This window comes from Myroides sp. N17-2 (assembly GCF_002286775.1).
Classification (GTDB): Bacteria; Bacteroidota; Bacteroidia; order Flavobacteriales; family Flavobacteriaceae; genus Flavobacterium.
The window spans coordinates 65,582-79,438 of record NZ_NSGJ01000022.1; the positions used below are offsets into that span (position 1 = coordinate 65,582).

The window sequence follows — 13,857 nt, forward strand, 5'->3', positions numbered from 1 at the left end:
ATAAGAGGAACATTAGTACTATAGAATAAGTACTAATGTTCCTCCTACGATTAAGCATCCGCCTAGGATGGTCTTCATATCCATAGGCTCTTTTAGAAATACAAAAGAAATAATCAGCACAAATACGATACTTAACTTGTCTATTGGGGCAACCTTAGATACAGGGCCTGTCTCTAGTGCTTTAAAGTAGAATATCCACGATAAGCCTGTTGCTACACCTGACGCGATTAGAAAGATCAGATTGTACTTGCTTAATTCTTTGATTGTTTTAAGATCATTATTGGCTAATACTATACCCCAAGCTAGCATTAAGACAACACTTGTCCTGATGGCGGTAGCAAGGTTGCCATTGATTCCCTTGACACCTACCTTAGATAATATAGCTGTCATCGCAGCGAATATGGCAGATAGCAAGGCATAATATTTCCACATAGTTTTTTACTTATAAATATAATCGTCTAACGAATCTGTAAAAGGAATAGGAATATCCCTTTTGATCTGTTCTTCAAATATATGCAAATCTACTGTATTAGAGGTAAACATCGGTACCATAAAATCTACCTGATTAGTCTTCACACATAGCTTAGATTCGATACCTCCATTTTCTAATTTTAATGTTTGGATAGACATGTATGCCACATCAGATAACAGTAAGATATGTGCATATTGATTATCCGCAAATCCCAGTTCATTATTATTGCTATCTATCCATATAAATGGTTTGTTTTGAGAGATCTCCTGTATAAACGTTGGAACTCTATAGATGTGAGGCGTATCTCTATAACACTGCATATCTAAAGAGATGTCTCCTGATAACGTAGTACAGTTGGCTATTGATAGCTTGATAATATACTCTGGATAAATGACAGCTTCTAAATAGTCTTTTAGATTAGTGATCAAAAAGAATACGGTGTTATTCGCTGCGTCTAGATCCGTAGGATAAGCATTCGAGAAGTAAAACTCAAGGTCTTTAGTTCTAACTTTAGTGCTATAGATGATTGACTTGTCCTCTTCTGTTTCGATAGAAGCTTTCATCAAACTATTATTTGCTAATAGTGCTTGCTTTAAGAAAGGGTAAGGCTTGTTACTCTCTAGTTTATCACATTCACAGTACGAAAAATAGTTTTGTACAGGGATGTTCTTACGATCACAATCATAGAATCCAAAGTCATCTAAGACCATATTCCCAACACGCACAGGTACATTAAATGTGTACTTTAGTAAGTCATCAGCATTGTCAGGAGTGCAGATTACTATCTCATCTAAGGCAATAACCTCTTCATAAGGGGCATCCCAAGAGATAAAGGTTTTCTCCTCATTCTGTAATTCATATCCTTTTATTATGGTATCTGCATACTCATCCTTATCCAATAGCTTAAAATTGCTAGGATTCTTTCTTGCCCAAATAAACATATTTCTCCCACAGCCAAATGTCTCTTCAAATATCGTTAACTGTACAGGGTTAAAGTTCAACTTCTCTGCTAGTTGTAAGAAAGTTGGTAAGAAATTAACTGATGAAGTAGGGATATGACTATTGTGCTTTCCGGCTATGAAAAGTAAAGGTTTATTATTAATACAAGTAAAATATAATACTTGAATATCATCGATATCCTGGTTGCAATTGTAATAAGAAATCTTGTTTTTACTTATTAAATGATTATCAAGTATAAAGACAGCATTCTCACAATTCTGTAGAGTAAGAAAGTCAGCTGGTCTAGTGCGCTCAGGGTCTGTTTTTTTTTCTTTTAGAAAAAGTTTTAAATACTTAATCATATAATAGAAAGGGGAAAAGTTTATTTAACAAAGACTAATTGTTTTGAACTTAGTTGGCCTTCTCCACTGTAACGATAGCAAGCTAGTATCCCATCTCCTTTTGCTACACTAAAGTCAACACAACAAACATTATCACGTATAATAGCGGGTTTTGTACCTGCTTTATATTTCATCCAATAATGCCCAAAAAACACAGGTTTCTCTATATCCGTATAGAAATTATTATTCTCAAACTCAAAAGGAGTATTCGGAAGCTCGTGTATAGGGTGCACGCTAATCGTGTTATAAGTCATTGTGGAAGGGTCTTCCCACCATTTAGTTCTAAACTCTGTACGTAAGACACGATCTTTATCGATAAACGTAACTCCTTTAGGTAGTTTTGCTTCTGTTCCTTTTAATGTAGTTTCTACAGCAGCGTGCAGTTGTGTCCCTTCTGTATTCGCTTCTTCTAATAGTGAATTAGTAATACAGTTGTGATCTAGTCTGCTTTTTAAGTATGCGATATGTTCATCATCCCAGCAAGCGTGTACCACTCGGAAAGAATCGTTTTCATAGAATAAAGGAAGTGTTTTAAACCACTCTATGTACATCTTATACATGTTAGGTACTTGCATAAAAGCTGCCATAGTTACAGCGTGTTGATTAAAGTTTTTAGGAGAATGTTCTCTTAAGTAATCACCATTGCTATTCGTAGTATTATAGCAGATAGCATTGTACTCATGGTTTCCCATAAGAGCAATTGCTTCACCGTTATCGACCATCTTTTTAACGATATCTAAAACCTCTATAATGTTAATTCCTCTATCAATATAATCACCAACAAAGAGTACTTTGCGCTCAGGATGTTGGTAATATCCTTTCTTATTTGTATACCCTAATGCAGCTAATAATTTCTTCAGGTCATTACTATGTCCATGAATATCACCTATTATATCAAAATTTACAAAATTAGTGTCAATTGTTTTCATTATATCGAGATTTAGTGCTACTAAATATACAATAATTTTATTTTTAATTCTTAGAAATAGAATATTTAAAATGGAATAAATGAAATTTACAATAAACATTACTAATAGAAAGTGCATATTGAGAATAAAACAATAAAAGCTTAAGAAATTGAATATAATTAGTATTTTAAGAAAATGTGTTGTGTTATTGACAGTGCTTGACAATGTGTGTATGTATGCGTTTTTTGACAATGCTTTTTGTAATCATTAAGGAATAATGGAGGAGGAAAGGGGTAATCGCAATGTTCGATCATTTAGTTGTTTAAATGTTAAATATGAATGTGTTAAATGTATTTTTTGTACCTTAAGTGAATCAACTAACAACTTAAATTAATAACTATGACAAAGTACAAATTTGCATCCCTGACAGAGCTGCAAAAGAAAGGTGCTAATATCGATAGACTGCCTTTCTCTATCCGTATTCTCTTAGAAAACGTCTTGCGTAACCACGATGGATATGTGATCACAGATGAGCATCTCGACACCTTGGTAAATTGGGATCCTAAGGGCACAGATAAGGATATACCTTTTAAGCCAGCGAGAGTGCTAATGCAAGACTTTACAGGAGTGCCAGCAGTGGTAGATATAGCTTCACTTCGTGATGAATTTATCAGACAAGGGAAAGATGGTAATAAGATTAACCCTGCTATCCCTGTAGATTTAGTGATAGACCACTCTGTACAAGTAGATTATTATGGTACAGATTATGCATATCAAAGTAATGTAGAGAAAGAATATGAGCGTAACTCAGAGCGCTATGAGTTGCTAAAATGGGCACAACAAGAACTAACTAACTTTACTGTTGTTCCTCCAGGTATGGGAATATGCCACCAGGTTAACTTAGAGTATTTAGCGAAGGGCGTGATTGAGCGCGATGGATGGGCTTTTCCAGACACGTTAGTAGGAACAGATTCTCACACGCCTATGGTGAATGGGATCGGTGTCATCGCTTGGGGAGTAGGAGGAATAGAAGCTGAGGCAGCGATGCTGGGTCAGCCGATTTACTTTACCTGCCCTGAAGTAATAGGATTTAAACTTACAGGTAAAATTCCACAGGGTGCTACAGCGACAGATATGGTACTTTCAATTACGAAGATATTGAGAAAACAAGGTGTCGTAGGTAAGTTCGTAGAAGTATTCGGAGAAGGACTAGATAATTTATCTGTGACAGATAGAGCGACTATTTCTAATATGTCACCTGAGTTCGGATGTACTGTTACCTATTTCCCTATTGATAATCGCACTTTAGATTATATGCGTACAACGAATAGAAGTGAAGAACAGATCACGCTAGTAGAGGAGTATTGCAAGAATAATATGCTGTGGAGAACAGGTAAGGAGGTAATTGATTATACTGCTGTGGTAGAACTTGATTTGAATACCTTAGAGCCTACTGTTTCAGGGCCTAAACGACCACAAGACAAGATACTTGCTAAGGACTTAGGGAAGTCTTTCTCAGCATTATTAGAAGAAGAATATAATCGTACTTATACAGATACAAAAGAACGTAGAGAGCACGCGTGGCTATCTGAAGGTGGATCAGGTACAGAGTTCTCTTATGAAGAGAATAAATCTGCTCATCCTACTACGGAAGTCGTAAAAGACAGTTTGCGTTCAGTGCGTATTAAACAAAAAAACAAAGAATATGTTATAGGTGATGGAAGTATCGTTATCGCCGCAATTACAAGTTGTACCAATACTTCTAACCCTGAGGTAATGATAGGAGCAGGGCTTGTAGCTCGAAAAGCGATAGAGAAAGGGCTGAGAACTAAATCTTGGGTAAAAACTAGTTTAGCACCAGGATCAAAAGTGGTTACCCAATATCTAGAGCGTTCAGGTTTATCAGAAGACCTAGAAGCACTGAGATTTCACACCGTAGGATATGGTTGTACCTCGTGTATTGGAAATAGTGGGCCACTTCCTCCTCCTATAGCAGAGGCAGTTACCAAAGGCGATTTAGTAGTAGCTTCTGTATTATCAGGAAATAGAAACTTCGAGGCTAGGGTACACCCACAGGTGAAGATGAACTTCTTAATGTCACCGATGTTAGTAGTAGCGTATGCGCTAGTAGGGCGTGTGGATATTGACTTGATTAACGATCCACTAGATTATGACCCTAATGGGCAACCTGTCTATCTTAAAGATATATGGCCTACTCACGAAGAGATTAGAGCTGTGATGAATGAGTCTTTAAAACAAGAAGACTTTGAGAGTGTGTACAGTGTTATCTTTGAAGGAGAGAAAGATTGGAAAGACTTGCAGGCGCCAACAGGGCAGAAGTTTGATTGGGATACCAAGTCAACTTATATCAGACAAGCACCGTTCTTTGAGCATTTGCCTGCTGTTCCTAAAGCGATGGCAGATATTCATCAGGCTAGAGTATTACTATATCTAGGAGATTCTGTCACTACAGATCACATCTCACCAGCAGGAGCATTTAATGAAAGTTCTGCGGCGGGTAAATACTTACTTTCTCAAGGAGTAGATCCTAAAGACTTTAACTCATATGGCTCTAGACGTGGTAATCACGAAGTGATGATGCGTGGTACTTTTGCCAATGTGCGAATTAAGAATAAGGTAGCTCAACGTGAAGGAGGATACAGTACTTATCTGCCAACAAATGAATCTCTATCTGTATTTGATACCGCGATGAAGTATCAAGAGGATAAAACGCCATTAATCGTATTAGCAGGAAAAGAGTATGGTAGTGGATCGTCAAGAGACTGGGCTGCTAAAGGAACTTATCTGTTAGGGGTAAAAGCAGTTATAGCAGAGAGTTTTGAGCGTATCCACAGAAGTAATCTTATCGGTATGGGAATAGCTCCGCTTCAGTTTATGGAAGGACAAACAGCTGAAACACTTGGATTAACAGGAAGAGAAACCTTCACTATTATCGGAATAGAAACAGACTTAAAACCACACAAACTGTTAGCTGTAAAAGCAGTAACAGAAGAGGGCAAAGAGTTTTCATTCCAAGTTATCGCTCGTTTTGATTCTTTAATTGAGATAGAGTATTATAAGAATGAGGGGATTCTTCAGTATGTACTGAGAGACTACCTTAAATAATTAGGAGTTATTGTTTTTTTGTGATGGTGTGATTTCGGTCTTTTGAAAGATAATTTAGTTCAACAAAGACCACAAAAAGACAAAATAACAAACAGGTTAAATTAAAAATTAGAGCCTATCTAAGTATGAATAACAGAAGCTATCTAGTGGTAACGCTAGGTAGCTTTTTTTAATTAGGAATTGTGTGCCTACGGCATTAGGTGATATACACTATGGATGTATGACGATACATATCACGTCCTATTGACACACAATCGTACGGGCGTATCACTATACGCCCACCTAAAATATCTATTAGATATTTTTAGTGAATGGGCCAGGATAAGTAAGGCAGATACACCCACAAAAAACATCGTTAGATGTTTTAATGAGGGGCTAGTCCACAGCATCACGACATCACAAAAAAACAACATCACAACATCACAAAAAAAAAGGCCATCTAATTAAAGACAGCCTTTCTTAATATCAGTTAATGACTATTATTTAGTCATATTTTTCATTTCTTTCTCGATCATATCATAGAATTGATCGATCTTAGGAAGTAACAAGATTCTTGTTCTTCTATTTCTTGCTTTGTTCTCTGGAGTGTCATTTGCTACTAAAGGCACATACTCTCCACGTCCAGAAGCTACTAACTGACCAGGGTTTAACTGGAAGTCATTTTGTAATACTTGAACGATAGATACTGCACGTTTAACACTTAGATCCCAGTTGTCTCTCATCATAGCATTTTTGATACCCACATTATCAGTGTGACCTTCTACCATAACTTCGAAGTCAGGTTTGCTCTTCGCGATAGCAGCTACTTTAGCTAATACACGTTTAGCATCAGGACTTACTTCATATCCAGCTGTTTTAAATAATAATTTATCAGCGATAGAGATATAAACTACTCCTTTTTCTACGTTAACTTGGATATCTGGATCATCAAAACCAACCTCTTTCTTCACACTTCTTACTAAAGCTAAAGTAACAGAGTCTTTCTTAGTGATAGCATCTTGAAGACGAGTGATCTTAAGATCTTTCTCTTTAATACTCTCTAAAGTCTTCTCTAAGTTCTCAGCACCTTTAGAAGATAACATAGTCATGTTACCCATGTTGCTGATTAAGTCAGAGTTGTTCTTTTTTAAGTGTTCTATTTCACTAGAAAAGGCATTTCTCTCAGCTAAAGCAGCATTTCTGTCAGCTAGAGCAGAGTTCAGTTTTATTGTACAAGTGTTTAATAAGTCTTGTGTCTCCTTGTTTTTAGTCTCTAAGTCAGCAATCTTCTGTTTTGTACCACAAGATCCTAGAGTTAGAGCTAATACAGATAATCCTAAAACTACTTTTTTCATAATTAAAAATGATTGAATTGTTTTGTCAAATATATCAATTAGTACGCAATATAAGAAAAAATTGGCGAACTATTTAGATTAGAATACTCTAATATAAGTCTTTTGTTTCTGAATATAATATAATTTCACTATTGATCCAGTGCGATAATATTTATCTATCGGTGTAATCGCTACTTTTTTTCTGAAGGACGAAATCCTTTTGTAAAAGGCGAAGTGCGAACGGATAATCGCAAAACAGTGTTTAGGCTGTAACATCAGCATATATCTAACCCCTGCCACCCCATCTAAACACAGTCTGATAAAGATAGTAGAGAATTTAGACTTCTTAGGTAAGTTCTTATACAGCGTTAATAAAGAGTTGCGGAAGTTCAGATACGTTTTTTTAGCACTCTGATACTTTAGTGTAGCCCCACCCACGTGATATACAGTAGAGAATCCCGTGTATTTCACTTTATATCCCTCATTATGCGCACGCCAGCATAAGTCTATTTCCTCTTGATGCGCGAAATAGTCTTGATCTAATCCTCCTAAGATTTGATATACTTCATTGCGAATAAAGAAGCACGCTCCAGAAGCCCAGAAGATATCGATGATATCGTTATATTGTCCTAAGTCTTCCTCTATGGTATCAAAGATACGCCCTCTACAAAATGGAAATCCGTACGAATCGATGAATCCACCGGCTGCACCTGCATATTCGAAGTGTGTCTTGCGTTTATAATCTAATATCTTAGGCTGTATAATCGCTACTTTAGGTTGCGTATCGAAGATTTGCTCCACAGAATCTAACCAATTCTCCGTTACCTCTATATCCGAATTCAGCAATACTAGGTAAGGTTCTTTGATATCTTTTAATCCCTCATTATATCCTTGAGCAAATCCGTAATTATCATTGTTTTGGATAATTTGGATTGTAGGAAACTCATTGTTTAACACCTCTATAGATTGATCAGTAGAGGCATTGTCTATTACATATATATTCGCTTTATCCGAGTACTGTAGTACTGATGGGAGAAACTGTCTTAATAACTGCTCCCCATTCCAGTTTAAAATAGCTACGGCAAATTTCTTAGTCATTTTTTTCTGTTTTTTTGTTTTTTTGTGATGTTGGTTTTCTGTTCAAAGTCAATCGCCTTTTTAAAGAGAAATGTTCTTTCACCACTATTTCCATCCTTTGGAGGGGTGGTTGTACAAGCAAAGCCTCCCGACTTTGAGGTGTTTTTTTCTTCTGTTTTTTTGTGATGTTGGTTTTCTGTTTAAAGTCAATCGCCTTTTTAAAGAGAAATACTCTTTCACAAGCTCCTCAAAGTCTCCCGACTTTGAGGTATTGTTTTCTTCCGTTTTTTTGTTTTTTTGTGATGTTGGTTTTCTGTTTAAAGGCAATCACCTTTTTAAAGAGAAATATTCTTTCACAAGCTCCGCAAAGTCTCCCGACTTTGAGGTGTTTTTTTCTTCTGTTTTTTTGTTTTTTTGTGATGTTGTTTCTCTGTTTAAAGTCAATCGCCTTTTTAAAGAGAAATGTTCTTTCACAAGCTCCGCAAAGTCTCCCGACTTTGAGGTATTGTTTTTTTGTTTTTTTGTGATGTTGGTTTTCTGTTCAAAGTCAATCGCCTTTTTAAAGAGAACTGTTCTTTCACTACTATTCCCATCTGACTCCTCATTAAAACATCTGTTAGATGTTTTATGTGGGTGTATAGTAATACACCCCTACCGTCGTGGCTACTATGTGGATGTGGATTGCCTCACATCTTCACGAAAAAACGACATCACGAAAAAACAACATCACACCATCACCACTTCACAAAAAATCATTTAAAAGCTTCATATTTTGGAAGTTCTCTTAAGAAGATATATTTGCTATTCTCATAATCCATTTGACAATAATAATGATTCAGCCCATTGGTCACGTAGAGATACGTAGATCTCAGTTGAAAATTATAACGAGCGATCTGGTCAAATGTTGTTTGTGTGATTGGTATTTCGGGTGCTTTACACTCAATAAGGATGAATATTTCGCCATTAGGCTTAAACACCACCACGTCATATCTCTTAGTCATTCCGTTAATTCTCACCACTTTCTCTACACTAATTAGCGATAGAGGGTACCCCTTAGTCTGTATAAGATCAAGTACCACATGTTGTCTTACCCATTCTTCAGGAGTTAATTGAATAAATTTTTTACGGATAACATCAAAAATAGATAGCTTATTTTCACTATTTTTGAAACGAAAATCAAACGGAGGGAAATTAAGTCTTTGCATAAAGCAAAGATATTTTTTTTCTACTGGTATTGAACAATAATTAAAACTTATATTTTGGATCAAGTAAAGGACATAATTAAAGATATAAAGGCGGGAAATGCTGCTCCAATATATTTTTTAATGGGGGAAGAACCGTATTATATTGATAAAATCTCTGAGTATATAGAAGACAATGTGCTGACAGAAGAAGAGAAGGGGTTTAACCAAATGGTACTATATGGACGTGATGTCACGATTCAAGATATCGTATCGAATGCCAAACGCTTTCCTTTAATGGCAGAGAAGCAAGTCGTAATCGTTAAGGAAGCACAAGAACTTGCTCGTAGCATAGACCAGATCGAGTCTTATGCTAATCAGGTACAGCCATCTACGGTACTTGTATTTTGCTATAAATACAAAGTTTTAGACAAAAGAAAGAAAGTTTATAAGGCAGTTGAGAAAGCTGGTATCATATTTGAAAGTAAGAAACTGAGGGAGTATCAGATAGATGCTTGGATTAAGAAGTTGCTTACTGCTAAAGGGTATGCCATCGAGCCAAAAGCCTCAGCTATGTTAGTCGAATTCTTAGGAACGGATCTTTCTAAGATTGCTAACGAACTAGATAAGCTGGCGATTGTCATCCCGAAAGGAGTGCAAATCACAGCAGATGTAGTAGAAAAGAACATTGGGATTAGCAAAGACTTTAATAATTTTGAATTGATTAAAGCGATTGTAGAGCGCCATCAGCTAAAAGCGTATAAGATAGCCAACTACTTCGCTCAGAATCCTAAGAATAACCCTATCGTATTGACTATGGGACTTGTTTATTCTTATTTCTCTAAACTACTACTATATCACGGGTTGAAAGACAAATCACCTTCTAACGTGATGAAACAATTAAAAGTAAGTCAGTACGCAATAAAAGATTACGAAACAGGATTTAGAATCTATAAGATGAAACAAGTGAGTGCTATCATCTCACATCTTAAAGATGTAGACCTAAAGAGTAAAGGAGTAGGAGCACAGGCAATGCCTCAAGGTGAGCTACTTAAGGAGATGTTAATAGGAATATTTAATTAAAACAAATAATAATGGCAAACAATTTAAATAAGAATAAGATTCTAGGATATGCTACGTTGATTATGATTATGATGGGTATCTTATTAATCTGTCTTGGCGCTTTCAAATATTCTGAAATAGCCGGATGGGGATTTACAGCCGTAGGAATTGGTTTCTTAGCTATTGCTTGGGTGTTTAACGCCCTGAAAGGTAGAGTATAAGTTTAAACAGAGAGGGGTAGCTATTTAGCTACCCCTCTCTGTTTAAACAATTAAGAATTAATAATTAGGAATTAAGAATCTGTGCCTTGCAGGCAAAAGATGATCTGTTTTGTGTCACAAATTTCATCGCTGCTGTAGAACCTCTCTACTTTTAAATATTTCACACGGCATATAAACCAATGTGAACAATAGCAGTTATGACTAGCTGTCTTTTAAATCTCAGTAATATACTGACACAGTCGCCATTCCCTGACTTATCTCAAACCATCCCTCCCGTAAATTATATAAACTAATTAATAAATTGTGTAACAGTTTACTATGTCTTTCTTAGTTACTTTGTTTTGTTAAATTAATAGTTAGATGATGGTGTTTTTAACCCAGAATCAGCGATAGGCAGATAAACGAAAAGTAATTATACAAGATAGGTCTGAATTAGTGATTTCAGCATACTATAGTATGGTTAAAGAGCTAATGAAAGAACTATGAATTAGAATTGCTTTGTAGTATTTGGCTAATGCTGATTCTGGGTTTAACGCATCTATAAGGTGTTAATGAAGTGGAGCATTAGGTGCAAAATAAGTTATAACAAAAAAAAGACAAGATTCACATGAGAGAGAAAAAGACAGAAACTATTCTTGAAGTTAGAGACCTCAAGAAAATGTACATGAAAAATGATGGAAAACCACATACAGCTGTCAATGGTATTTCCTTTGATTTGATGAAGGGAGAGATATTCTCTTTTCTAGGACCTAATGGCGCAGGTAAAAGTACGACCATTAATATGCTAACAGCTCAGTTGACTCCTACGGATGGGGAGATCCTATTCCAAGGGAAATCACTAAAAGACAATCCTACTTTTGCCAAAAGTAAGGTAGGAGTAGTAGCACAACACAACAATTTAGACAGAGGATTAACGGCTCGAGAGAATATGATTTATCACGGGCGATACTTCGGAATGACCGAAGCGGATGCCACACAGAAAGCAGATGAGTTACTAGAAAGCTTTGGATTGACTGATTGGAAGAATGACTATGTAAAGAGTTTCTCTGGAGGAATGGCACAAAGATTAAAAATCGCAAGAGCCATCATGCATCAACCTGAGATACTATTCTTAGATGAACCGACGACAGGACTAGATCCTGCTTACCGTGAGATCTTATGGCAACACGTATTGAGGTTGAATAAAGAACATAAAACCACTGTCTTTTTAACGACTCACTATATGGAAGAGCCTGAGCGCTTCTCAGATCGAGTAGCGATATATAATAAGGGAGCTATTAAAGCATTAGGAACAGTGGAAGATTTGAGAAAAATGGTTCCATCTCAAACGATTATTTCGATTGTCTTAGATGCGATTAACGACGAGGTTATCAAGGATGTGAAGCTATTATCAGATGTGAAAGACGTAAAAGTGAAAGATGAAAAAACATTCATCGTATACGCTGAGAATAGCCAGAAAGTATTGAATGAACTTCTCACATTAATAGATAAGAAGCGCCTTAATCTAGAGAGCATTAACCTAAGCGCGACTACTTTAGATGATATATTTATACACCTGACTACTAACGATATTAAAAACGACTAAGACAAGAATCATGGAAAAGAAATTGAATCAATTTGATGTATTTAAGATAATGGTAAAACGTGACTTGCTTATCCAAAGTAGAGATTGGAAAGAGTTCGTTTTTAGAGTTGGGATGTTGCCTTTTATTCTTATTTTGACGTACGGTTTTATGCTACCTCAGATCGGTATATTAGCTACTGACTTCCCTAATCAGATGTTCCCAGGTATGTTGGGGATGAGTTTATTAGTGACAGGTATCCACGGTACAGCAGTGCCTTTAGCGATGGACTTTAATAACACACGTGAGATAGAAGATAGACTTCAAGCGCCAGTGAATGTAAGAGTAGTTGCATGGGCTAAGATGTTCGTCGGAATTATAGAATCGTGGATAGGAGCATTAATTGTACTGCCTATTTCACTGATCTTTATGGGAAGCTATTTAAACATATCATTAGACCTTACGAGTAGCTTATTATTACTAGGGGTACTATTACTTAGCTCGATCACATCAGCGACACTAGGGCTACTTGTAGGAACAGTAGTTAAACCACCGCAAATCGCAGCGATGTTCCCAGGGTTCTTAATGCCGTTAATCTTCACAGGAGCTATATTCTTTAATTGGGCAGCATTAGACGCTATACCAGTGATGAAGTATATCACACTGATTAACCCATTAGTTTATATCAATGAAGCACTGCGTTTTATCCTTAAATCAGGAGGAGATACGATGCCATTAGTGTACAGTATCCTTGGTATCGTAGTATTTACACTTATTATGGGGTACTATGGTATGAAACGCTTTATTAAAATGGCAAACAGATAATTACAGTTTATAATAACAATAATAGGTTAGACAACGCGAATCTATTGCAAAGTCTCCCGACTTTGAGGCTATCTTAAGAAGATGTATGACTAGGAGGGACTTGTTTTAAATGCTGATTCTTAACTAGTAAAGCCCGCTGTAAAGTGGGCTTTTCTCTTTTACTTGAAAATATGGGGTATTTACGTATTTTTGCAAGAAAATGAAATTTGTCCACCTAACTTTGTATTGAACTCATCTAGACTTTAAAGTTGTAATAAAAAACCGTGGGTGTAGCAAAATATTTTATTTTTTAATATGTATATTTACAAAGTATTGAACGTCAGTATTCAATCGTTTTTTTAGGCCAATCTCGAGGCCAATATTTAAAAATAATCATATCATTTGTTAGTAGGCTAGAATAGGGACTTTTATGCAGTATTGGTTTGAGTGAGTCCATAATGAGTCCATAGTGAGTCCATAGTGACTCCATTAAAACAGGCTTTTTAATGGACTCACTATAGACGCACGATGCTGTTAATATGCTATCATATCAAACCACATAGGATTATATCTATTAGAACAAGCCCGCTGTGAAGTGGGCTTTTCTGTTTTACTCGAAAATAAGGGGTGTTTACGGTTTTCCTCTTGTGGGGTTATGTGGATGGAGGTATATTGGATCAATCTCAAAAGTTGTGTTTATGCATAAAGTTTAGTCAATCTGTATAAGAAGAAGTCAATATCTCTTACTCCTCTAAATTGAGCCCTGAATGCTTTAATTTTGGCATTAAATG

Annotated in this window: 11 protein-coding genes and 1 pseudogene; 5 read left to right on the forward strand and 7 right to left on the reverse strand. The window is 36.1% G+C overall.

Annotation, left to right across the window (positions count from 1 at the left end; genetic code table 11):
- Positions 1–18: 18 nt before the first annotated feature.
- The 3 genes from CF599_RS10500 to CF599_RS10510 are packed head-to-tail and all read right to left on the reverse strand — an operon-like array spanning position 19 to position 2,741.
- Positions 19–432 (reverse strand): EamA family transporter, encoded by a 414-nt coding sequence (locus tag CF599_RS10500; RefSeq protein ID WP_121965988.1) that lies wholly within the window; start codon positions 430–432, stop codon positions 19–21.
- A 6-nt stretch (positions 433–438) separates the two neighbouring features.
- A complete protein-coding gene (locus CF599_RS10505) occupies positions 439–1,773 on the reverse strand; it encodes a hypothetical protein (protein ID WP_121965989.1) in 1,335 nt (444 codons plus the stop codon).
- Positions 1,774–1,793: 20 nt separating this feature from the next.
- Positions 1,794–2,741: a metallophosphoesterase gene (locus CF599_RS10510; RefSeq protein WP_121965990.1), complete on the reverse strand. Its 948-nt coding sequence runs from the start codon at positions 2,739–2,741 to the stop codon at positions 1,794–1,796.
- 378 nt (positions 2,742–3,119) lie between these two features.
- Between CF599_RS10510 and acnA the strand changes: the two genes are divergently transcribed.
- A complete protein-coding gene (gene acnA, locus CF599_RS10515) occupies positions 3,120–5,846 on the forward strand; it encodes an aconitate hydratase AcnA (protein WP_121965991.1) in 2,727 nt (908 codons plus the stop codon).
- Between the two features lie 479 nt (positions 5,847–6,325).
- Here acnA and CF599_RS10520 read toward each other — a convergent pair whose 3' ends face one another.
- The 3 genes from CF599_RS10520 to CF599_RS10530 form a co-directional block, all read right to left on the reverse strand.
- Positions 6,326–7,180 (reverse strand): OmpA family protein, encoded by an 855-nt coding sequence (locus tag CF599_RS10520; protein WP_121965992.1) that lies wholly within the window; start codon positions 7,178–7,180, stop codon positions 6,326–6,328.
- Between the two features lie 78 nt (positions 7,181–7,258).
- Positions 7,259–8,257 (reverse strand): glycosyltransferase family 2 protein, encoded by a 999-nt coding sequence (locus CF599_RS10525; RefSeq protein WP_121965993.1) that lies wholly within the window; start codon positions 8,255–8,257, stop codon positions 7,259–7,261.
- Between the two features lie 731 nt (positions 8,258–8,988).
- Entirely contained in the window at positions 8,989–9,441 is a 453-nt protein-coding gene (locus tag CF599_RS10530; protein WP_121965994.1) for a type I restriction enzyme HsdR N-terminal domain-containing protein, read from the reverse strand.
- 54 nt (positions 9,442–9,495) lie between these two features.
- Between CF599_RS10530 and holA the strand changes: the two genes are divergently transcribed.
- From holA to CF599_RS10555, 4 genes are all read left to right on the forward strand, one after another.
- Positions 9,496–10,500, forward strand: coding sequence for a DNA polymerase III subunit delta (holA, locus tag CF599_RS10535; RefSeq protein ID WP_121965995.1), 1,005 nt, complete (start codon positions 9,496–9,498; stop codon positions 10,498–10,500).
- 11 nt (positions 10,501–10,511) lie between these two features.
- Positions 10,512–10,700 (forward strand): CAL67264 family membrane protein, encoded by a 189-nt coding sequence (locus CF599_RS10540; protein WP_121965996.1) that lies wholly within the window; start codon positions 10,512–10,514, stop codon positions 10,698–10,700.
- A gap of 607 nt (positions 10,701–11,307) precedes the next feature.
- Positions 11,308–12,285, forward strand: a complete 978-nt coding sequence (locus CF599_RS10550; RefSeq protein WP_121965997.1) for an ABC transporter ATP-binding protein — start codon at positions 11,308–11,310, stop codon at positions 12,283–12,285.
- Positions 12,286–12,295: 10 nt separating this feature from the next.
- The gene (locus tag CF599_RS10555; RefSeq protein ID WP_121965998.1) at positions 12,296–13,087 is read left to right on the forward strand and encodes an ABC transporter permease; all 792 of its coding nucleotides are present in this window, start codon (positions 12,296–12,298) and stop codon (positions 13,085–13,087) included.
- A 675-nt stretch (positions 13,088–13,762) separates the two neighbouring features.
- Here the strand turns inward: CF599_RS10555 and CF599_RS19845 are convergent.
- Positions 13,763–13,857 (reverse strand): annotated as a pseudogene (locus tag CF599_RS19845) (transposase); the annotation flags it as partial.